Here is a 20,607-nt window from a genome sequence, read left to right on the forward strand (position 1 = left end):
AGCTTGGTCGCAGTTCAGCGGGCGCTCTCCCGCTCGTTGACGCCGTCGGCGTAGCCCCGGCAGTACTCCCAGCTCACGTAGCAGGCCGGGTCGGGATCGAAGGCCGGCTCGTGCGGCCGCATGTGGCCGTCGTGCAGCAGCTGTTCGAGGCTGGCCTGCAACAGGGCCCAGTCGTGGTAGTGCGGCTCGTCGCAGTCGCCGCAGTCCACCACCACGCCGCGGACCCCACGCGGCTGGAGAAGGGCCTGGTAGACGGCCAGGTCGCTGAGGTCGTTGATCAGCTCGGCGCGTTCCTCCTCGCCGATCGGATCGTGCTCATGGTCGTGGTCGTCGGCATCGCGCAGCGCCCGAGCGGGGTCGTCGGGGTCGCCCGCGAAGGGGTCTGGAGGCAACGCGTCGTGCGGCACGACCCCGCACGGTACCGCGCCGGTCCACCCCTGGCTCCCGATACCATGGTCAGAGGCGCTCCGCCTGCGAAAATCCACCCTTTGTAGTCAGTGCAGGAAGGCCAGAGGCCCGAATCATGACCGAGCTCCCCGCTCAGGAAACGCCGTCGAAGTTCGCCCTGCTCGGACTGACCTTCGACGACGTGCTGCTGCTGCCCGCCGAGTCCGACGTCATCCCGAGCCAGGTCGACACCTCGACCAAGCTTTCCCGCAACGTGACGCTGCGCATTCCGCTGGTGTCCGCGGCCATGGACACCGTGACCGAGGCCAGGATGGCCATCGCCATGGCCCGCCAGGGCGGCATCGGCGTGCTGCACCGCAACCTGTCGATCGAGGACCAGACCGCGCAGGCCGAGGTGGTCAAGCGGTCCGAGGCCGGCATGGTCACCGACCCGGTGACCTGCGCCCCCGACGCCACGCTGGCCGAGGTCGACCGGCTGTGCGCCAAGTTCCGCATCTCCGGCGTGCCGGTGACCGACCCCGACGGCAAGCTGATCGGCATCATCACCAACCGGGACATGCGGTTCGAGGTGGACCACAGCCGGCCGGTGAGCGAGGTCATGACCAAGGGCCCGCTGGTGACCGCCCAGGTCGGCGTGTCCGCGGAGGCCGCGCTGGGCCTGCTGCGGCGGCACAAGATCGAGAAGCTGCCCATCGTGGACGGCAACGGCAAGCTGCGCGGTCTGATCACCGTCAAGGACTTCGTCAAGACGGAGCAGTACCCGAACGCCACCAAGGACCCGGACGGCCGCCTCATCTGCGGCGCCGCGGTCGGCGTCGGCGAGGACTCCTACAGCCGGGCCATGAGCCTGGCCGAGGCCGGCGTGGACGTGCTGATGGTGGACACCGCGCACGGCCACTCCCGCAGCGTGCTGGAGATGGTCGCGCGGCTGAAGAAGGACCTCGGCGAGACCGTCGACATCGTCGGCGGCAACGTGGCGACCCGGGTCGGCGCGCAGGCCATGGTGGACGCGGGCGCGGACGGCGTGAAGGTCGGCGTCGGCCCCGGCTCGATCTGCACCACCCGCGTCGTCGCCGGCGTCGGCGTGCCGCAGATCAGCGCCGTCTACGAGGCCGACCAGGCCTGCCGCCCGGCCGGCGTGCCGGTGATCGCCGACGGCGGCATCCAGTACTCCGGCGACATCGCCAAGGCCATCGCCGCCGGCGCCAGCGCGGTGATGATCGGCGGCCTGCTCGGCGGCACCGCCGAGGCCCCCGGCGACCTGATCCTGGTCAACGGCAAGCAGTTCAAGATCTACCGCGGCATGGGCTCGCTGGGCGCCATGCAGTCCCGCGGCGAGGCCAAGTCCTACTCCAAGGACCGCTACTTCCAGGACGACGTGCTCAACGAGGACAAGCTGGTCCCCGAGGGCATCGAGGGCCGGGTCCCGTTCCGCGGCCCGTTGTCCCAGGTCACCCACCAGCTCATCGGCGGCCTGCGGGCCGGCATGGGCTACACCGGCTCCAGCTCCGTCGCCGAGCTCCAGACCAAGCAGCTGGTGCGCATCACCGCCGCCGGTCTGAAGGAGTCGCACCCGCACGACATCACCATGACCGTGGAGGCTCCGAACTACACCACTCGGTGAGTTGGTCTAATCTCGTCGGGTTTGCGTGTCAGGTCGTGCCGCTCGGTCCGGGCGGCACGACCACTGTGTGGAGAGGGGACTGGCCGTGCGGGATCTGGTCGAGATCGGGATGGGTCGCTCCGCGCGGCGGGCTTATGAGCTGGACGACGTCGAGATCATCCCGTCGCGCCGGACACGGTCGTCCAAGGACGTGTCGACGGCGTGGCAGATCGACGCCTACCGCTTCGACATCCCGCTGATCACGCACCCGTCGGACGCGGTGGTCTCGCCGCGCACGGCGGTGGCGATCGGCGAGCTGGGCGGCATGGGCGTGCTCAACGCCGAGGGGCTTTGGGCCCGGCACAGCGACGTCGAGGACGCCATGTTCCGGCTGACCCGGGCGGCCGAGGAGGACGACCCGCTGGCCGTCACCCGGCTGCTGCAGGAGCTGCACTCGGCGCCGATCCAGGCCGACCTGCTCGCCGAGGCGATCAAGCAGGTGCGGGACTCCGGCGTCACCGTCGCGGTGCGGGTCAGCCCGCAGCGGGCCGCCGAGCTCACGCCGGACCTGCTGGCCGCGGGCGTGGAGATCCTGGTGCTGCAGGGCACGATCGTGTCGGCCGAGCACGTGGCCCGCGACGGCGAGCCGATCAACCTCAAGCAGTTCATCGCCGACCTGGACGTGCCGGTGATCGCCGGCGGTGTCGGCGACTACCGCACCGCCATGCACCTGATGCGCACCGGCGCGGCCGGCGTGATCGTCGGCTACGGGCACTCCAGCGGCGTCACCACCACCGACGCCGTGCTGGGCATCGGCGTGCCGATGGCCACGGCCATCGCCGACGCGGCGGCGGCCCGCCGTGACTACCTCGACGAGACCGGCGGCCGGTACGTGCACGTGATCGCCGACGGCGGCGTGCACTCCAGCGGCGACATCGCCAAGTCCATCGCCTGCGGCGCCGACGCCGTGATGCTGGGCGAGTCGCTGTCGGCCGCCACCGAGGCGCCCGGCCAGGGCCTGTACTGGACCTCGGCCGCCGCGCACCCGTCGGTGCCGCGGTCGCGGGTCACCGTCGGCGCCGAGGCCGAGGTGGACCTGCGGACCCTGCTGTTCGGGCCGTCGGCCGACCCGGACGGCGCCGTGAACCTGTTCGGCGCGCTCAAGCGGGCGATGGCCAAGACCGGCTACTCCGACCTGAAGGAGTTCCAGAAGGTCGGCCTCACGGTGCGCGGGTGACCCTCGTGGAGCGGGACGGCGTCGCGCTGGTCGAGCCGACCCAGGAGGACGTGGACTACGTCCGGGAGCGGTACAACGGCGACTTCGAGCCCGACGACGGTGAGCGGGTGCACGACCTGGTCAAGGTGCAGATCCACCGGCTGCTGGTGGTGGACACCGCCACCCGCGACCGGCTGGGCCTGGTCAGCTGGCATGCCGTGATGTACGGGCCGACCGTCGGCTGCGTGGCCTGGAACATCGGCATCGGGCTGCTGCCGTCCGCCCGTGGTCGTGGCGTCGGCTCGCTCTCGCAGCGGCTGCTGGTCGAGCACCTGTTCGCCACCACGCCGTACGGTCGGATCGAGGCCGGCACCGACGTGGAGAACATCGCCGAGCAGCGGGCGCTGGAGAAGGCCGGCCTGCTCCGCGAGGGCCTGATCCGTGGGGCTCACGTCCGGGGCGGCGTCCGCAAGGACATGGTCATGTACGGCGTGCTGCGGACCGATCTCTGAAATTTCGCGCCGACGGGTTCGGCTACCTATGTAGACCTTCAAGGTCTACATAGGTAGGCTCTGGGGCATGCCCGCCCGTCCTGACGCATCTCCGCAGACCCGCGCCGTGCTGGCCGCGCTGCACCGTGACCCGTCGACCTGGCGGCACGGCTACGACATCGCCAAGGAGACCGAGCTGGCCTCCGGCACGCTGTACCCGATCCTGGGCCGACTGGCCGACCGTGGGCTGCTGGAGACCCGGTGGGAGCCCGATCCGCCGGAGGGACGGCCGCGCCGGCACCTCTACCGGCTGACCGCCTCGGGTGTGCAGCGGGCGGCCGACGTCGGCCGCGAACCCGTGCGGGCGGCCGTGCCGCGACCGGCGATCGAGGGTGCGTCATGAGGCTGCTGGCGGTCGTCCTCCGGCTGCTGCCGCCGAATCGCCGGGAGCTGGGCCAGGCGCTGCTCGCCGAGTTGCACACGGTGCCGGCCGAACGCCGTGCCGCCTGGATCGCCGGCGGTGTGTGGTTCGTGCTCAGCCAGAGTTGGCTCCGTGTCGGCGGCTACCTCGCCGGTGTGGTCGTCGCCGCGGCCGTGGTGGCGACCGTCGACCGGATCGGCACGTCCGACGACGCCGGACAGGTCGTCCTGGCGGTGCTGCTGCTCGTGGCCACGCTGATGGGCGTCGCTGCGCCCAGGCTGGCGTGGCTGACCGGCCTGGTGGTCGGCGCGGCCGTCGGCGTTGCCCACCTGGGTGGTGACCCGTGGCTGTTCGTGCTCGTGGTGCCGGCGGTTGTCGCTGCTCAGCTGGGCGGCGGGGTGCGCAGGCTGGTGGCCCGCCGGCACTGAAGGGCTGGTGGAACCGGCCGGTTCCACTTAGCCTCGCTGCATGGGCCTACTGACGAGTAGCAACGGTGCTGCTGTCGACTACGACGTCGTGGTGGTCGGCTCCGGCTTCGGCGGCAGCGTCGCCGCGTTGCGGCTGACCGAGAAGGGCTACAAGGTCGCCGTGCTGGAGGCGGGGCGGCGGTTCAGCGACGACGAGTTCGCCAAGACCTCCTGGGACCTGCGCAAGTTCCTGTGGGCCCCGCAGATCGGCTGCTACGGCATCCAGCGCATCCACACCCTGCGCAACGTCATGGTGCTGGCCGGGGCCGGCGTCGGCGGCGGGTCGTTGGTGTACGCCAACACCCTGTACCGGCCGCTCAAGCCGTTCTTCGCCGATCCCCAGTGGGCCCACATCACCGACTGGGAGGCCGAGCTCTCCCCGTTCTACGACCAGGCCAGCCGCATGCTCGGCGTCGTCACCAACCCCACCACCACGCCGTCCGACCGGGTCATGCGGCAGGTCGCCGCCGACATGGGCATCTCCGACTCGTACCACCCGACCCCGGTCGGCGTGCACTTCGGCGAGCCCGGCAAGACCGTGCCCGACCCCTTCTTCGGCGGCGTCGGCCCTTCGCGCACCGGCTGCACCGAGTGCGGCTCGTGCATGACCGGCTGCCGGGTCGGGGCCAAGAACACCCTCGTCAAGAACTACCTGTACCTGGCCGAGCGGGCCGGGGCGCAGGTGCTGCCCATGACCACCGTGACCGGGCTCCGTGAGCTCTCCGACGGCACCTGGCGAGTCGACACCCGCCGCACCGGCGCCCACTTCGGCGGCCGCTCCTCGATCACCGCCGGCCAGGTCGTGCTGGCCGCCGGGACCTGGGGCACCCAGAACCTCCTGCACCAGATGCGTGATTCCGGCGCCCTGCCCCGGTTGTCTTCGCGTCTCGGCGAACTGACCCGTACCAACTCCGAGGCCATCATCGGCGCCGGCCGGCTCAGCTTCGACGCCTCGCAGGACTTCAGCCGGGGCGTGGCCATCACGTCGTCCATCCACCCCGACGCCACCACCCACATCGAGCCCGTTCGCTACGGCAAGGGCAGCAATGCCATGGGGCTGCTGCAAACCATCGCCACCGACGGCTCACTGCCCACTCCCCGCTGGCGTCAGTTCCTCCGCTACGCCGTGCGGCACCCCGTGATCACCGCCCGCATGCTCTCCGTGCACCGGTGGAGCGAGCGGACCGTGATCCTGTTGGTGATGCAGAGCCTCGACAACTCCATCACCACCTACACCCGGCGGGGCAAGCTCACCTCCAAGCAGGGGCACGGCGAGCCCAATCCCGCCTTCATCCCCGCCGGCCACCTCGCCAACCAGCTGGCCGCCAAGCACATCGGCGGCGTCCCCGGCGGCACCTGGGGCGAGCTGGCCAACATCCCCCTCACCGCCCACTTCATCGGCGGCTGCGCCATCGGCACCTCCGCCTCCGACGGCGTCATCGACCCCTACCACCGCGTCTTCGGCCACCCCGGCCTGTCCGTCGTGGACGGCGCCGCCATCTCCGCCAACCTCGGCGTCAACCCCTCCCTGACCATCACCGCCCAGGCCGAGCGCGCCTTCTCCCTCTGGCCCAACAAGGGCGAGCCGGACCAGCGCCCGGCTGCCGGTTCCCAGTACCGCCGGCTGACCCCCGTCGCCCCCAAACAGCCCGTCGTCCCGGCCGACGCCCCGGGGGCTTTGCACCTGGGCTAGGTTCTTTCGCGATTCAGTATCATGAGCGTAGGCTTCAAGCCTACGGAGGTGATACTCATGGCCGGTCGAGCCGCTGGCGTTCCCGCTGCGCTGGCCCGTCGACCCAACCGGGTCTTCAGGCCGCAGGACGTGGCTGACGTCTATGCGCACCCCCGCGCGGAGCTCGCCCGACTGTCCGGGACCGGAGTGATTCGTCGGCTCGCCACCGGGTACTACGCGATGACGCCGCTGGACCGGCTCGGCGACGCCTGGCGGCCCGAGCTGGAAGCTGCCGCCCTGGGCGTCGCGATCGCCGACTACGGCCCCGATGTCGTTGCGCTGATCGGGGCCAGCGCTGCCCGTCATCACGGCGCGCTGCCCCGCGCCGTCGCGGTCGCCACGGTCGCCGTTCCCAAACAGCGTCCCGTCATGGTGATGGAGAACGGCGCGATCAGTTTCGCCAAGCGGGATGTGACTCGATTGGATGTCGAACGAGTGCAGACCGAGCTGGTCAGCGGCTGGGTGACGACCGTCGAACAGACGTTGCTGGACATCGCTGCGCCTCCTGGCCGTTTCGACCTGCATCTGGGCGACCGCGCCGAGGTCATGGCGGCACTGGGGCGGCGCGCGGACCTCGCGTTGGTGGCGGAGTTGGCCGCGCAGCAGCATCGGCCGGCGGCGCTGCGCCGGATACGAGCCTCGCTGGACGTGAACAGTGCTTGATGCCGCCGACCTCGCCACGATGGCCTCCGCTTACGGCGTAGCGGAAAGCCAGGTGCGAAGAGACCATCTGATCAGCCACGTGCTGCTGGCGTTGTCGACCGCGAACGTGCCGGTAATCTTCTTCGGCGGCACCGCGCTGGCCCGCACATTTCTCACCGATCCAGAGATCGGTGCTCGATTGTCGGAGGACATCGATCTGTGCACCGAGAAGCGGGCCGAGGTCGCGGCCGAACTCGACGAACGGCTACCGAGGCTGCTGCGCCGAGAGTTCCCCGGCACGACGTGGGATCCGCCGCTGCGGTCAGGGCGGGCGGTCGAGCCGGGACAACTGGTCACCGCTGAGGGGCTCCGAGTCCGTGTCCAAGTGCTCGACGCCACCAAGCATGGCGCCTTCGCCCAATGGCCGACGGCGGTCCGCCCGGTCGACCCGAGGTACCGGGATGTCAGCGGGCGAATCGATCTCGCAGTGCCCACGCTGATGTCCTTCGCCGGCATGAAGACGGCCGCCTGGATGGATCGGCACGCGGCGCGTGACCTGTACGACCTGTGGGGGCTCGCGTTGCTCGGCGCGCTCACAGTAGAGGCGGCCGACCATGTCCGACGGATCACCGGTGGGACGGTGGCACCGTACGAATTCAGGTCTTTGCCCTCCTCGCTCGACTGGGAGGTTCAGCTGGCCCACCAGACCAGAAACCTGCCGTCGGCCCAGGAGTGCCTGTACCGAGTGCGAGAGGCGTACGCGGCGGCACTCGGCTGGCCAGAGCCACCTGATCCATTCGCCTAGTGCTCAGCGCGCCGGGGTGATCCGCAGCGCGGCCGAGCGGCCCGCCTTGGCCGACGTGACGGTGCCCTGGCGCCCGCCGACAGCGGTGAGCTTTGGCGCAGGCGCTGATGGGTCGCAGCCGGTGGTGACGAGCAGCGGGCGAGGGCGAGCAAGGCGACTCCGAGGGCGGCGCCGACAAGTCGTCTCATGGGTGCAGGACGCCACGCAACGGTCGGGAGTGGTCCGATCCCTCATACAGCGGCCACGACTGATCGTTGCGAGACTGGGCAACGCGGGCGGTTCCGACGCGTCCTCGGGTCAGGAGGTGTCCAGATGGCGATCAGTCGGCGGGCGTTCATGCAGGCGGCCGGGTTGGGGGCGACGGCGGTCGCGCTGGAGGCGTGCGCGCCGGGCGGGCAGCCGGGCCCGGTGGCGTCGTCGTCGACGACGGTGACACCGACCACCACGACCCGGCCGCCGGCAGTGCCGCCGGACTGGGCGAAGCTGCGCAGCCAGCTGGCGGGCAAGCTGGTGCTGCCGGAGGACGCGGCGTACGCGACGGCGAAGCTGGCGTACAACCCGCTGTTCGACAGCCGGAAGCCGGCAGCGGTGGCCCAGGTGGCGAACCCGAGCGACGTGCAGGCCTGCGTGGCCCAGGTGTACGCGTCGAGGATCCCCATCGCGGCCCGCAGCGGCGGCCACAGCTACACCGGATACTCCACACCGGACAGTGGCCTGGTGGTGGATCTCGGTGCCATGAAAGACGTTCAGGTGAAGCCGGACGGCACCGCGACGATCGGCGCCGGCGCGCGGCTGATGGACGTGTACGCGGCGCTGGCGGACGCGGGCCGGTGCCTGCCGGCGGGGTCGTGCCCGACGGTCGGCATCGGCGGCCTCACGTTGGGCGGCGGCGTCGGCGTGCTGACCACGAAGTACGGCCTGACCTGCGACAAGCTGGTGTCGGCGCAGATCGTCACGGGGGACGGCAAGCTGCGCACGGTGTCGGCCTCGCAGGAGCCGGACCTGTTCTGGGCGCTGCGCGGCGGGGGCGGCGGCAACTTCGGCATCGTCACCTCCTTCACCTTCCAGACCGAGGAAGCGCCGCAGTTGACGGTGTTCCAGCTCCAGTTCCCGGGCGGCTCGGTCGCCGACGTGCTCGGCGGCTGGCAGCAGTTCATCCCGACGGCTCCCGACGAGCTGTGGACGACGCTGGCCGTCTCCGGCGGCAATCCGCCGACCTGCCACATCACCGGCTGCTTCGTCGGCACGCCGGGCGGCCTGACTCCCTTGCTGAACAAGCTGATCTCGGCCACCGGCACCCAGCCGAACAATCAGTACTCCCTGTCCAAGTCCTATTTGGACGCCATGAAGTACTTCGGCGGCTGCTCCTCGTACAGCACCGCCCAGTGCTCGCCGAGTTGGAACGGAAACGGCGTGCTGAAAAGGGAGTCCTTCACGGCGACCTCCCGCGTGCTGGCCAAACCGTTGGCCGACACCGGAAAGTTCGCCGAGGTGATGGCCGGTCGCAGCGGCATGGACGTCCTGCTGGACAGCATCGGCGGCGCGGCCGGCCGGGTCGGCCCCTCCGACACCGCCTTCCCGCACCGCGGAGCCCTTGCCACCGCCCAGATCTACCAGGGCTCGACCGCCGCCTCCGCCCGCACCGCAGTCGGCGAGGTCCGCGACAACCTCGGCTCGGTCATCGGCGACGGGGCGTATGTCAACTACATCGACGCCAGCCTCGCCAACTGGGGCGCGGCGTACTACGGCCCCAACCTGGCCAAGTTGCGCAAGGTCGGCCAGCAGTACGACCCCGACGGCGTCCTGGCCTTCGCCCAGTCGGTGACCAAGGCTTAGTAACGGGGCGTGCGCCGGCCACGACCTTCCCGGGGTGGAGGACGAGACTACCGACAACGGCAGCGTGAACAACGACGTCAGCGGGTCGGTCGGCGGCCACGTCATCCAGGGCGACCACGTCGTTGTGAATATCAACAACACGCACAGGCCACCCGCGCCGTCTAAGCCCAAGGTGTCGGAGTACATGCGGTCCTTGTACTACGCCATCGAGAATGCGCTGGACGATCTGGGCGACCAGCCGCTCGTGGTGGTCGGGCCCGATGCGGTCGCGGTGGTTCGGTTCTGGGCCCGTCGTGCCGGCGAGGGGCATTTCCGGGGGAAGACGTCAGAGATCGACATGGAGCAGGGATCCTGGCGCCAGGCCAAGAGGTTGCCGGAGCATCGCACCCTGGTGCTGTTGGTGAACGCGACGAGCCTGGCCGACGTGCGCGAGTGCATCGGACGGCGGATCTGGGCCAAAGGTGCGATGGTCGTGGTCGCCACCCGGCACAACCTGCCGGAAACCGAGGACATGCGGGTGCTGCGGACCTCACGGGTGCGGCCTCGAACTGCCAAGTCCGCGGTGCTGCCGTCCAAGCTGCGCTACACCCTCCACCCGGCGAGGTTCGCCATCCCCGCCGCCTTCGCGGACCTGGTGATCGTGGTGAACGCCGCACGGCCGCTGCCGGGCTTCGTGGTGGTCCTGCTCGTCATGCTCACGGCCGGCGTCGCCGCCTTGATCGGGCAAGCCTTCGGTCGCGTGCGGAGGAGATTCCGCCCACCCACTGGCGGGCAGCTGTCCATCAGCCCGGACGGCATTCTCCTGTGTCTGGGCTCCGACATTGAAGAATTTCCTTGGCAAATAATCGAATTCGTCGCGGTGGTGCCGAGGGACGGTGTCCACGCGCTGCTGTTGAAAACCCGAGGTCTTGATCGACTAGGGCTGGGCGTCGAGGGAATCATCGGTCTGTGCCTGGTCGGCTTCATCGGACCGTACAGCGATCAACCGGCGGTGGGTGCCGACCGTCGAGCCCTGGTGAACGCCCTGAGGCTCTACTGGACCGGCCCGGTCATCGACACACGGGCCGCGCTGATGGCCCGGGACAAGCGGCTGGGGGACCGGGTGTGGCCCGGTCCCCGCAGCGCCTAGAACTTGACGTTGGTCAACACCATGACGCGTTCCTCGGTGAAGTCGGCCATCGCGGAGCGGAGGCCCTCGCGGCCGAAGCCGGAGCCCTTGACGCCGCCGTAAGGCATCTGGTCGGCGCGGTAGGAGGGCACGTCGCCGACGATGAGGCCGCCGACCTCGAGCTCGGAGGCGGCACGGAAGGCCAGCTGGAGGTTGTGGGTGAACAGGCCGGCCTGGAGGCCGTAGGCGGAGTCGTTGACGGCGGCGAGGGCGGCGTCGTCACCGTCCACAACGGACACAGTCAGCACGGGACCGAACACCTCCTCGGCCCAGACCCTGCTGTCGTGCGGCACATTGGCCAGCACGGTGGGCTCGATGGTGGCGCCGGCCCGGTGGCCGCCGGCCAACAGCTCGGCGCCGGCGGAGACGGCCTCGTCGACCCAGGAAGCGACCCGCTCGGCGGCGGCGGCGTCGACGAGCGGCCCGACCTCGACGTCGGGATCGTGCGGGTCGCCGGTGATCAGGTCACGGACGCTGGCCACCAGGCGCGGCACGAACTCGTCGGCGATCGAGGCGTCCACGATCACCCGCTGCACGGCGATACAGGACTGGCCGGCCTGGTAGTTGGCGAACAGGGCGATGCGCTTGGCGGCGAAGTCGAGGTCGGCCTCGGAGTTCCAGTCCCCGGCGACCACGGCGGCGGCGTTGCCGCCCAGCTCCAGCACGACGTGCTTGCGCGGCACCGAGTCCATGATCGACCAGCCGACGGGCCCGGAGCCGGTGAAGGAAACAACGGGCAGCCGCGGGTCCTTGACCAGCGCGATGGTCTCCTCGTTGCCCACCGGCAGCACGGAGAACGCGCCCTCGGGCAGGTCGGTCTCGGCCAGGATCTCGCCCAGGATCAGCGCCGACAGCGGCGTGCGGGGCGCCGGCTTGACGATGATCGGGGAGCCGACCGCCAGCGCCGGCGCGACCTTGTGGGCCACCAGGTTGAGCGGGAAGTTGAACGGCGCGATGCCCAGCACCGGACCCCGGGACACCCGCCGGACCAGGGCCAGCCGGCCGTCGGCCGCGGGGTCGGTGTCCAGCCGCTGCATCTCGCCGGTGAAGCGCCGAGCCTCCTCGGCGGCGAAGCGGAAGGTGGAGATGGCCCGGTTGACCTCGCCGTCGGCCCACTTCAGCGGCTTGCCGTTCTCGGCGGTGATCACCTCGGCGATCTCCTCGCGCCGGGCGGCCAGCTGCTCCGAGACGTGCATCAGGGCCCCGGCCCGCAGGTGGGCGGGCGAGGACCGGAACTTCACGGCCACGTCGGCGGCGGCCTGCACGGCCCGTTCCACCTGCTCGGGGCCGGGCACGGCGACGGAGGCCACCTCGGTGCCGTCGTACGGGTGGCGAACCAGCAGCTCGGTCGCGCCCTGCTCGGCGTGTCCGGCGATCCAGCTCGGGCGGGGCTTGGCCTCGATCGCGTCTTCCATAACCACACGATATGACCACCACGGCCCGTCACGCCGGTGGCCAGTGGGTACAACACGCCAGGTCAACCGGTACAGATTGTCCTGTGAAGATTGGGCACCCGAGCGGCGTGCTCCCGGTACATCTTGTCGTGCCGCTCGGCACGCTGTGTCACGAAGCGGGGATCCTGCTCGACCACCTCGGCCATCCAGACCAGATAGCCCGGCAGGTTGTCGGCCACGCCCTGCCGGGTCGCCGCCGAAGCACCGTAGGCGTCGCAGAACAGGGCCGTGCCGCGCAGCTGCTGGTCGAGGGGCTTCTCCAGGTCCATCAGGGCGAACCGGTACACGCCGTAGGCCACGTCGTACCAGCGCGGGGCCGGCCGGGCCCAATCGAAGTCGATCATCCCGACGGCCGTGTCGCCGTCGAAGGCCAAGTTGTACTGGGCGAAGTCGCCGTGGCAGAGGACCTCGGCCGGCTCGATGGCCGGGCACTGCCAGTCACCGCCGGCCACGAAGCCGACCGTGGCGTCGTGATAGCGGCGCAGCAGCCGGGCGGAACTGATCACCGCCTCGTCGGTCATGGGGAAGTGGTGACCAACTTCACCCGGGACGAAAGAGAGCACCTCGCGGCCCTCGCCGTCGAAGCCGTGAGGCACCGGGGCGGCGTCGAAGCCGGCCTCGGAAACGTGACGTAGCAAGGCATGCACGTCGACCGACCACGGGCCGGCCGGCCGGTGCACGCGGCCGTCGATCAACCACACCGTGTTCAGACCGCCGCGCAGCTCCACCCGGTGCACGCTAGCCGGGGCCGGAACTGGGAAGATAGCGAATATCCCCGCTACCAGGAGGTCCGCTGATCGTGAGCCGACCCGTGCTCGTCGTCGACTTCGGCGCGCAGTACGCCCAGCTGATCGCGCGCCGGGTGCGCGAGGCGCAGGTGTACTCCGAGGTCGTTCCGCACACCGCGACCGTCGCAGAACTCGTGGCCAAGGACCCGGTGGCCATCGTGCTGTCGGGCGGCCCGTCCAGCGTGTACGCCGACAACGCGCCGCAGGTGGACCCGGCCCTGTTCGAGCTGGGCATTCCGGTCTTCGGCATCTGCTACGGCTTCCAGGCGATGGCCCAGGCCCTCGGCGGCGTCGTGGCCCACACGGGCGCCCGTGAGTACGGCCGCACCGACCTGACCGCCGACGGCGGCGTGCTGCACGAGGACCTGCCGGCCCACCACCCGGTCTGGATGAGCCACGGCGACAGCGTCACCAAGGCTCCCGAGGGCTTCACCGTGACGGCGAGCAGCGAAGGCGCTCCGGTCGCGGGCTTCGAGAACGTGGACCGGCGTTTCGCCGGCGTGCAGTACCACCCCGAGGTCGGGCATTCGCCGCACGGCCAGGAGGTGCTGCGCCGTTTCCTGCACGACATCGCGGGTATCCGTCCGCAGTGGACAACCGCGTCCATCGTGGACGAGCAGGTCACCCGGATCCGCGAGCAGGTCGGCGACGGGCGCGCCATCTGCGGCCTGTCCGGCGGCGTGGACTCGGCGGTGGCGGCGGCGCTGGTGCAGCGGGCCATCGGAGACCGCCTGACCTGCGTGTTCGTCGACCACGGCCTATTGCGGGCCGGCGAGCGCACGCAGGTGGAGCGGGACTTCGTCGCGGCGACCGGGGTCAACCTGGTCACCGTGGACGCCCGCGAGCGCTTCCTTTCGGCGCTGGCCGGCGTCAGTGACCCGGAGCAGAAGCGCAAGATCATCGGCCGCGAGTTCATCCGCGTGTTCGAGCAGGCCGCGCAGGACCTCCAGGACAAGGAGCAGTACGACTTCCTGGTCCAGGGCACGCTCTACCCGGACGTGGTGGAGTCCGGCGGCGGCGCGGGCACGGCCAACATCAAGAGCCACCACAACGTCGGCGGCCTGCCGGAGGACCTCCAGTTCAAGCTGGTGGAGCCGCTGCGCGCGCTGTTCAAGGACGAGGTGCGCCGGGTCGGCCTGGAGCTGGGCCTGCCGGAGACCATCGTGCACCGGCAGCCGTTCCCCGGCCCGGGCCTGGGCATCCGCATCATCGGCGAGGTGACGGCCGAGCGCCTGGAGATCCTGCGCGCGGCCGACGCGATCGCCCGCGAGGAGCTCACCTCGGCCGGCCTCGACCGCGACATCTGGCAGTGCCCGGTGGTGCTGCTGGCCGACGTGCGCAGCGTTGGCGTGCAGGGCGACGGCCGCACCTACGGCCACCCGGTGGTGCTGCGGCCGGTGTCCAGTGAGGACGCCATGACGGCGGACTGGACGCGGCTGCCCTACGACGTGCTGGAGCGGATCTCCACCCGGATCACCAACGAGGTGGCGGATGTGAACCGCGTGGTCCTCGACGTGACGAGCAAGCCCCCCGGCACCATCGAGTGGGAATGACCTGATGCAGGGAAGGACGCCTTACCCGCGTTGAACGAGGGTAAGGCGTCCTTCCCTGCATGGAGAAGGCCCCCGCCTCGGCAAAGGCGGGGGCCCGAAGGAATTCGACGCCGCGTCATTTCCGGGCGGATGGTCTGACCGTCCACATGAGAATCAGCAGTCCGATCAGGATGGCCCCGCCGGCGACCAGGCCGGTCACCCCGAACGGCAGGTCGGCCATGCTGCCGTCGGACAGCGCGTAGGCCATGGCGAACAGGCCGCCGATGCCGAACAGCAGGCTCACCAGCCGGGGACCGCCCCGGCGCTCGATGTCAGCCACGGTAGACCTCCACATCTCCGGCGCCCGCGTGCACGTCGAGGTGCAGGGTGCCGACCGCGTTGGGCACGTTGTCCACCACGTGCAGGTCGATGTCGCGCCAGTCCTGGCTGCGGTTGAGGCAGCGCACGTCGCCGACGTCGGCGGTGCAGGTGACGTCCACGTTCACGTTGGCCGGCACGATCACCCGGGCCTGGCCGGCGTCGACGCTGACGGTGGTCCGCGCCGGCTTTTCCTTGTCGAACTTGAAGTCCGTCAGATCCAACCGCACGTCGCCGAACGACCGGGCGTAGCTCGCTTCGAGCGTGTCGGTCGGGTTGGCCCGCAGATCACCGAAGCCGGAGCCGCCTCCGTTGGGCGTGTTGGTCAGCGCCACCGCGGCCACCCCGACCAGCACCGTCGGCACGATCAGGCCGCGGCCGCCGCGGACGAACGCGCCGATCACCAGGCCACCGGCCAGCACTCCGGCCACGATGCCCAGGATGTGCGGCAGGGTCAGCCAGCTGGCGCCGAGACCGGCCCGGAAGATGAGCAGGGCGGCGGCGGTCAGCACGGCCAGGCCCATGGTCACGCCGCCGACCGGCGAGTGGCGCTTGCGCGGCCGCACCACGACGGTCTTGTCCTCGTCGTCGCCGGTGGCGAGCTGCGTGGTCACCGGCGCATCGGGGTCGTGCAGGTCCCACTGGAGCGGGGACGCGCCCAGCGGGTCCCACTCGGCCGAGGTGGTGGCGCCAGTCGCATAACTGGGCGCGGTCATCGTTCCCCCTGAAGTCGTGGTCGGCACGCCCGGCACACCCAGTCCGGCGCGGTTGCGGTGCAACAGGAACAGCCCGGCCAGCAGCGCGGCGGCGCTGAACACACCGCTGAAGAAGCCGAACTGCCCGTTCCACAGCCAGGTGACGGCGGGAATGCACAGCACGGCCAGCAGGATGGTCAGCCCCCGCGACATCGAGCTGCGGCCCTGGCCGAGCATGGCTTCCAGACCTGAGGCCTCGTCGTTCTCCTCGGCCAGCGTCAGCCAGGCCAGCAGGTAGAACAGGACGCCGGCGCCGCCCCACACGGTCGCGACGACCAGTGCCACTCGCACGATCACCGGGTCGATGCCGTAACGCCGCCCGATGCCGGCCGCGACACCGGCCACCATCCGACCCTGCCGCGGACGCCTCGGGCGGGTGGCCCAGAAGTCCGCGACCAGGTGCTCGATGTTGATCCCGGAGTGCTTGGTCGTGTTCACGGTGACGAGCATGCGGCCTGGCGACCTCGTGCGGCATCCGGGAGCCCCCTGAATCAAACCCCGGGGCTCGTCCCTGATGGCTACCCGCACCTGTGCGTGTGACCATTCTGTGGTGAGTTCGCAGCAGCTGGTCGAGGAAGAGAACGCGACACCGGAGGTGTTCGCGGACCGCAGGCTGCGCCGCAGTGGCGCCCACAAGATCGCCGGCGGTGTCGCGGGCGGTCTGGCCGAGCACCTGAACGTGCCGGTGATCTGGGTGCGCGCCGGGTTCACGGTGCTGACCGCGATCGGTTTCGTCGGGCCGCTGGCCTACGTGCTGCTCTGGATGTTCGCCGCGCAGGCGCCGCCGGAGGAGCGGGCCTCGGAGATGGACGCCAAGGAACGCCAGCAGGGCATCGCGCTGCTGGCCCTGGGCATCGGCCTGTTCATGGTGATCACGGTGCTCAGCGGATCCCTGGCCCAGTGGTTCATCGTGCCGACCACGGTCGGCATCGGCGGGGCGGCGCTGGTCTGGCGTGAGGCCGACGAGGCGCAGCGGCGCAAATGGCGTGACGGCGCGCGGACCGGCGTGACCGGCTTCTTCGGTGAGGGCAGCGCCAAGGCCCGGCTCCGGATGATCGTCGGTGTGCTGCTGGTGTGCGGCGGTGTGGGGCTGTTCCTGTTCCAGCAGGTCTCGCCGGGGCTGGTGCCGCCGGTGCTGATCGCCATCCTGGCCACACTGGTCGGGGTCGGCGTCATCACCGTGCCGTGGTGGCTGCGCCTGGTCCGCGACCTGGACGACGAGCGCAGCGCCCGCATCCGTGACCAGGAGCGGGAGGAGATCGCCGCCCATCTGCACGACTCGGTGCTGCAGACGCTGGCGCTGATCCAGAAGCAGGCCGAGAGCCCGCGCGAGGTGGTCAAGCTGGCCCGCAGCCAGGAACGGCAGCTGCGGACCTGGCTGTACGGGCCGACCGGCTACGGCCGGGGCCGGGCCGCGGCGGCCGAGGCCAACGAGGCGGCCGACGCCCCGGTCACCTTCGGCACCCTGCACGAGGCCATCGCCGTGGCCTGCGGCGAGGTCGAGGACACCTTCGACGTTTCGGTGGAGCAGGTTGTCGTCGGCGACTGCCCGATGAACGTCCGGCTGACCGCGCTGGTGCAGGCGGCCCGCGAGGCGATCGTCAACTCGGCCAAGCACTCCGGGGTCGGCGAGGTCAGCGTGTACGCCGAGATCGAGCCGGACACGGTCACCGTGTTCGTGCGGGACCGGGGCAAGGGCTTCGATCCCGAGCAGGTGCCCGACGATCGGCACGGCCTGGCCGACTCGATCCGGGGCAGAATGGACCGGCACGGCGGGAAGGTCCGGCTGCGCACCTCCCCCGGGGAGGGCGCCGAGGTGCAGCTGGAGATGCCCCGCAAGAAGGAGGCCAAGGCATGACCACGCCCGAGCAGGACCGCAAGCCGGTGCGCGTGTTCCTCGTTGACGACCACGCGCTGTTCCGGGCCGGGGTGCGGGCCGAGCTGGCCACCCACGGCCAGGACGTGGAGGTGGTCGGCGAGGCCGGCTCGGTCGGCGAGGCCGTCGCCGGCATCGAGCACCACCACCCCGACGTCGTGCTGCTGGACGTGCACATGCCCGACGGCGGCGGCGCCGAGGTGCTGCGCCGGGTCCGCCCGGCCAACCCGTCGGTGGTGTTCCTGGCGCTGTCGGTGTCCGACGCCGCCGAGGACGTCATCGCCGTCATCCGCGGCGGCGCGCGGGGCTACGTCACCAAGACCATCTCCAGCCAGGAGCTGGCCAAGTCGGTGCGCCGGGTGGCCGAGGGCGACGCCGTCTTCTCGCCACGGCTGGCCGGCTTCGTGCTGGACGCCTTCTCCGAACGGCCCGGCGCCGCCCCCATCGCCGACCCGGAGCTGGACCTGCTGACCCCGCGCGAGCGCGAGGTGCTGCGTCTACTGGCCCGTGGTTACGCGTACAAGGAGATCGCGTCGGAGCTGTTCATCTCCGTGAAGACCGTGGAGACCCACGTCTCCAGCGTGCTTCGCAAGACTCAGCTGTCGAACAGGTACGAGCTGTCCCGCTGGGCCACCGACCGCCGCTTGGTGTGACGGCCGTACTCCTCCAGCTTCAGCTCCATCTCCAGCGTGTCGATCACGTGCGCCACGGTGTGCGTCCCCTCCGGCCCGCCGCCGCTGTGCACGCCCTTGCCGGGATGCCAGAAGATGGCTAGTCCCGCGACGACCGATGCCCCGATGACCACTGCCCACAGCATGTCCACGCTCCCCGAATCCGTCCCACACCAGCCAACGGATCCGGGGAGCGCCCGGTTCAGTGTTTTTGCCGCGCGTTCCGCGCGGGGCGGGTTCGCCTCTAAGCCGGTGCCTTCCCTTGGCTGAGCTCGATCGATGGACAGACTCGATCGAGCTCAGCCCGCGGTCCAGGCACCGGCGCGAACCCGCACTACATGTTGTTAGCGGGCCGTGCTGGGTAGCGGTGCCAGCTCCTTGGTTGGCGCCGGGGTGACAACCCTGGCCTTGCGCTTGGTCAGGCCGACGCCGGCCAGCACGATCACCATGCCGGCGACCTCGCGGATGGTCAGCGCCTCGTGCAGGAAGAGCACGCCGAGCAGCACCGACACCACCGGCAGCAGGTAGGCGACCATCGAGGCGGAGGTCGGGCCCTCCTTGGCGATCTGCGCGTGCTGGATGAGGAACGCGAAGCCGGTGCCGAACACGCCGAGCACGACGACCGCCAGCAGCGCCGGCACGTCCCAGCGGATCGGCTGGAGGCCGTCGAAGGGCAGGACCAGGGCGGCCATCACGGTGGCGACGAGCATCTGGGCGGCGGCCAGGCCGCCGGGGGCGACGCCCTTGTTGGCCAGGAACCGTCCGGCGTAGACGACGCCGACGCCGTAGCTGGCCGCGGCGACCAGGCAGACGGCCGCGCCGCCGATGTTGACGCCGGTGGCCTCCCACGGCGAGAAGATCACCAGCACGCCGGCGAAGCCAATCACCACGCCGAGGATCGTGTTGAGGCCGAGCCGGCGCACGCCGGCGCCGAACAGCAGCGTGCACGGCACGGCCCACAGCGGCGTGGTCGAGTTGATGACGCCGGTCAGGCCGGAGTCGATGGTCTGCTCGCCGATGGCGAAAAGCGTGAACGGCAGCACGTTGGCGAAGAAGACGTACACCACGAGATGGCCCCACATGCGGCCGCCGCTGGGCAGCGCGGTGCGCCGGAACAGCGCGATCGCGCCCAGCACCAGCGCGCCCAGCGCGACGCGGGCGAACACCATCTGGCCCGGCGACAGCGCGTCGAGGCCGAGCTTGATCCACAGGAAGCTCGAGCCCCAGATCAGGGCGAGCGAGACCAGTCGAAAGAGGCTTCCCGGAGTTGTCACAGCACCAAGCTTGCGGTCTGTGAAGCATCAGGACAAGTGAAATAAACTTCAGAACGTTTAAGCCAGCCTGTAGTGTCGGGGCATGCTCGACGTGCGCAGGATGCAGGTGCTGCGGGCCGTGGTGACCAGCGGATCCATCACCGCGGCCGCGACCAATCTCGGCTACACGCCGTCCGCGATCAGCCAGCAGATCACCGTGCTGGAGCGGGAGGCCGGGCTGCCGCTGCTGGAGAAGGTCGGCCGGGGCGTGCGGCCCACCGCTGCCGGCAAACTGCTCACCGATCACGCCGGCACCATCGCCGAGAACCTGGCCGAGGCCGAGCGGGCGCTGGCCGACCTGCGCGAGGGACGCACCGGCCGGCTGCACGTGCGGTACTTCTACACCGCCGGCGCCGGCCTTGTGCCGCAAGCGGTTGCGGAGTTCCGCAAGGAGCATCCGGCCGTGCAGCTGGACCTGGCCAACGTGGAGCCGCTCGACCCGATCCACGAGGCGGCGGCCGGCCGGGCCGATGTGTCCATTGTGGTTGTGGCCGAGGGCAAGATGCCGCAGCTGTCGGGAATCCAGCTCGTGCACCTGCTCGACGACCCGTACACCGCGGTGCTGCCCGAGGGGCATCCGTTGGCCGACAAGGACGTTCTCGACCTGGCCGACCTGGCCGGCGAGCCGTGGGTGGACAACGAGTACTACTCGGAGAGCTGGACCTGCCGGCAGATCCTGCTCGACGCCTGCGCGTGCGCCGGCTTCAGCCCGAGCTTCTCCTTGCAGTGCAACGACTATCAGACCGCGCAGGGCTTCGTCGCGGCCGGCCTGGGCATCAGCATGGTGCCCCGGCTCGGGCTGGGCACCGTCGTCGCGGGCTCCGTGGTCCGCCCGGTCCGCCGGCCCGAGCCCATCCGCCACATCTACGCCGCCGTGCCCGAGTTCACCGCCGACCAGCCGGCCACCGCCAGCCTCCTGCGCTGCCTCCGCACCGCCGCAGAGAAATGGACCCTGTGATGCAGGGAAGGACGCCTTACCCGCGTTCAACGAGGGTAAGGCGTCCTTCCCTGCATCAAGGTTAGTCGGGCAGGGACTGCTTGCTCTGGCTGT

At 70.5% G+C, this 20,607-nt stretch carries 21 protein-coding genes; 14 read left to right on the forward strand and 7 right to left on the reverse strand.

Annotated elements, in window-relative coordinates; all coding sequences use genetic code 11:
* Positions 1-14: 14 nt before the first annotated feature.
* Positions 15-407: a DUF5319 domain-containing protein gene (locus tag AB0M73_RS29450; RefSeq protein WP_043721620.1), complete on the reverse strand. Its 393-nt coding sequence runs from the start codon at positions 405-407 to the stop codon at positions 15-17.
* 116 nt (positions 408-523) lie between these two features.
* Between AB0M73_RS29450 and guaB the strand changes: the two genes are divergently transcribed.
* The 10 genes from guaB to AB0M73_RS29500 all read left to right on the forward strand — a co-directional run bounded on the left by guaB (position 524) and on the right by AB0M73_RS29500 (position 10,750).
* On the forward strand, positions 524-2,032 hold the full coding sequence (guaB, locus tag AB0M73_RS29455; protein ID WP_363897023.1) for an IMP dehydrogenase: 1,509 nt from the start codon (positions 524-526) through the stop codon (positions 2,030-2,032).
* A gap of 85 nt (positions 2,033-2,117) precedes the next feature.
* A complete protein-coding gene (locus AB0M73_RS29460) occupies positions 2,118-3,248 on the forward strand; it encodes a GuaB3 family IMP dehydrogenase-related protein (RefSeq protein WP_043721624.1) in 1,131 nt (376 codons plus the stop codon).
* Positions 3,245-3,739, forward strand: a complete 495-nt coding sequence (locus AB0M73_RS29465) for a GNAT family protein (RefSeq protein ID WP_363897026.1) — start codon at positions 3,245-3,247, stop codon at positions 3,737-3,739. Before AB0M73_RS29460 ends, AB0M73_RS29465 begins: the two co-directional genes overlap by 4 nt.
* Before the next feature lie 67 nt (positions 3,740-3,806).
* Positions 3,807-4,121, forward strand: coding sequence for a PadR family transcriptional regulator (locus tag AB0M73_RS29470; protein WP_043721627.1), 315 nt, complete (start codon positions 3,807-3,809; stop codon positions 4,119-4,121).
* Positions 4,118-4,567 carry a hypothetical protein gene (locus AB0M73_RS29475; RefSeq protein WP_363897029.1) on the forward strand — a complete coding sequence of 150 codons (450 nt, stop codon included), beginning with the start codon at positions 4,118-4,120 and terminating at the stop codon, positions 4,565-4,567. The genes AB0M73_RS29470 and AB0M73_RS29475 overlap by 4 nt, the downstream gene beginning before the upstream one ends.
* A gap of 40 nt (positions 4,568-4,607) precedes the next feature.
* Positions 4,608-6,299 carry a GMC family oxidoreductase gene (locus AB0M73_RS29480; protein WP_363897032.1) on the forward strand — a complete coding sequence of 564 codons (1,692 nt, stop codon included), beginning with the start codon at positions 4,608-4,610 and terminating at the stop codon, positions 6,297-6,299.
* 57 nt (positions 6,300-6,356) lie between these two features.
* Positions 6,357-7,001 carry a type IV toxin-antitoxin system AbiEi family antitoxin gene (locus AB0M73_RS29485; protein WP_363897035.1) on the forward strand — a complete coding sequence of 215 codons (645 nt, stop codon included), beginning with the start codon at positions 6,357-6,359 and terminating at the stop codon, positions 6,999-7,001.
* A 79-nt stretch (positions 7,002-7,080) separates the two neighbouring features.
* Positions 7,081-7,785: a nucleotidyl transferase AbiEii/AbiGii toxin family protein gene (locus AB0M73_RS29490; RefSeq protein WP_363897038.1), complete on the forward strand. Its 705-nt coding sequence runs from the start codon at positions 7,081-7,083 to the stop codon at positions 7,783-7,785.
* A 312-nt stretch (positions 7,786-8,097) separates the two neighbouring features.
* Positions 8,098-9,621 carry an FAD-binding oxidoreductase gene (locus AB0M73_RS29495; protein WP_363897041.1) on the forward strand — a complete coding sequence of 508 codons (1,524 nt, stop codon included), beginning with the start codon at positions 8,098-8,100 and terminating at the stop codon, positions 9,619-9,621.
* Between the two features lie 34 nt (positions 9,622-9,655).
* Positions 9,656-10,750 (forward strand): hypothetical protein, encoded by a 1,095-nt coding sequence (locus AB0M73_RS29500; protein ID WP_363897044.1) that lies wholly within the window; start codon positions 9,656-9,658, stop codon positions 10,748-10,750.
* On the opposite strand, the gene AB0M73_RS29505 is transcribed toward AB0M73_RS29500, so the two are convergent.
* Positions 10,747-12,204, reverse strand: a complete 1,458-nt coding sequence (locus tag AB0M73_RS29505; RefSeq protein WP_363897047.1) for an aldehyde dehydrogenase family protein — start codon at positions 12,202-12,204, stop codon at positions 10,747-10,749. The genes AB0M73_RS29500 and AB0M73_RS29505 overlap by 4 nt on opposite strands.
* A gap of 62 nt (positions 12,205-12,266) precedes the next feature.
* Entirely contained in the window at positions 12,267-12,971 is a 705-nt protein-coding gene (locus AB0M73_RS29510; protein WP_363897050.1) for an aminoglycoside phosphotransferase family protein, read from the reverse strand.
* 68 nt (positions 12,972-13,039) lie between these two features.
* On the opposite strand from AB0M73_RS29510, the gene guaA reads away from it, so the two are divergent.
* Positions 13,040-14,584, forward strand: coding sequence for a glutamine-hydrolyzing GMP synthase (guaA, locus tag AB0M73_RS29515; protein ID WP_363897074.1), 1,545 nt, complete (start codon positions 13,040-13,042; stop codon positions 14,582-14,584).
* A gap of 115 nt (positions 14,585-14,699) precedes the next feature.
* Here guaA and AB0M73_RS29520 read toward each other — a convergent pair whose 3' ends face one another.
* Entirely contained in the window at positions 14,700-14,903 is a 204-nt protein-coding gene (locus AB0M73_RS29520) for a hypothetical protein (RefSeq protein ID WP_363897053.1), read from the reverse strand.
* Entirely contained in the window at positions 14,896-16,134 is a 1,239-nt protein-coding gene (locus tag AB0M73_RS29525) for a PspC domain-containing protein (RefSeq protein ID WP_363897056.1), read from the reverse strand. Before AB0M73_RS29525 ends, AB0M73_RS29520 begins: the two co-directional genes overlap by 8 nt.
* A gap of 157 nt (positions 16,135-16,291) precedes the next feature.
* Between AB0M73_RS29525 and AB0M73_RS29530 the strand changes: the two genes are divergently transcribed.
* Entirely contained in the window at positions 16,292-17,554 is a 1,263-nt protein-coding gene (locus tag AB0M73_RS29530; protein WP_363897077.1) for a PspC domain-containing protein, read from the forward strand.
* The gene (locus AB0M73_RS29535; protein ID WP_363897059.1) at positions 17,551-18,225 is read left to right on the forward strand and encodes a response regulator transcription factor; all 675 of its coding nucleotides are present in this window, start codon (positions 17,551-17,553) and stop codon (positions 18,223-18,225) included. The genes AB0M73_RS29530 and AB0M73_RS29535 overlap by 4 nt, the downstream gene beginning before the upstream one ends.
* Here AB0M73_RS29535 and AB0M73_RS29540 read toward each other — a convergent pair.
* Together AB0M73_RS29540 and AB0M73_RS29545 are read right to left on the reverse strand one after the other, a co-directional pair.
* A complete protein-coding gene (locus AB0M73_RS29540; protein WP_157494867.1) occupies positions 18,168-18,389 on the reverse strand; it encodes a hypothetical protein in 222 nt (73 codons plus the stop codon). The genes AB0M73_RS29535 and AB0M73_RS29540 overlap by 58 nt on opposite strands.
* A 198-nt stretch (positions 18,390-18,587) precedes the next feature.
* Entirely contained in the window at positions 18,588-19,517 is a 930-nt protein-coding gene (locus AB0M73_RS29545) for an EamA family transporter (RefSeq protein WP_363897062.1), read from the reverse strand.
* Positions 19,518-19,599: 82 nt separating this feature from the next.
* Between AB0M73_RS29545 and AB0M73_RS29550 the strand changes: the two genes are divergently transcribed.
* Positions 19,600-20,514, forward strand: coding sequence for a LysR family transcriptional regulator (locus AB0M73_RS29550; RefSeq protein WP_363897065.1), 915 nt, complete (start codon positions 19,600-19,602; stop codon positions 20,512-20,514).
* The last annotated feature ends 93 nt before the right edge of the window (positions 20,515-20,607 follow it).

It is taken from the genome of Kutzneria sp. NPDC051319, assembly GCF_040682195.1.
Taxonomy (GTDB): Bacteria; Actinomycetota; Actinomycetes; order Mycobacteriales; family Pseudonocardiaceae; genus Kutzneria.

Excerpts from the sequence above, each read along its gene's own strand:
- guaB (WP_363897023.1), top strand. The coding sequence starts at position 524 with ATGACCGAGCTCCCCGCTCAGGAAACGCCGTCGAAGTTCGCCCTGCTC.
- AB0M73_RS29470 (WP_043721627.1), top strand. The coding sequence starts at position 3,807 with ATGCCCGCCCGTCCTGACGCATCTCCGCAGACCCGCGCCGTGCTGGCC.
- AB0M73_RS29475 (WP_363897029.1), top strand. The coding sequence starts at position 4,118 with ATGAGGCTGCTGGCGGTCGTCCTCCGGCTGCTGCCGCCGAATCGCCGG.
- AB0M73_RS29480 (WP_363897032.1), top strand. The coding sequence starts at position 4,608 with ATGGGCCTACTGACGAGTAGCAACGGTGCTGCTGTCGACTACGACGTC.
- AB0M73_RS29485 (WP_363897035.1), top strand. The coding sequence starts at position 6,357 with ATGGCCGGTCGAGCCGCTGGCGTTCCCGCTGCGCTGGCCCGTCGACCC.
- AB0M73_RS29495 (WP_363897041.1), top strand. The coding sequence starts at position 8,098 with ATGGCGATCAGTCGGCGGGCGTTCATGCAGGCGGCCGGGTTGGGGGCG.
- AB0M73_RS29505 (WP_363897047.1), bottom strand. The coding sequence starts at position 12,204 with ATGGAAGACGCGATCGAGGCCAAGCCCCGCCCGAGCTGGATCGCCGGA.
- AB0M73_RS29535 (WP_363897059.1), top strand. The coding sequence starts at position 17,551 with ATGACCACGCCCGAGCAGGACCGCAAGCCGGTGCGCGTGTTCCTCGTT.
- AB0M73_RS29540 (WP_157494867.1), bottom strand. The coding sequence starts at position 18,389 with ATGCTGTGGGCAGTGGTCATCGGGGCATCGGTCGTCGCGGGACTAGCC.
- AB0M73_RS29550 (WP_363897065.1), top strand. The coding sequence starts at position 19,600 with ATGCTCGACGTGCGCAGGATGCAGGTGCTGCGGGCCGTGGTGACCAGC.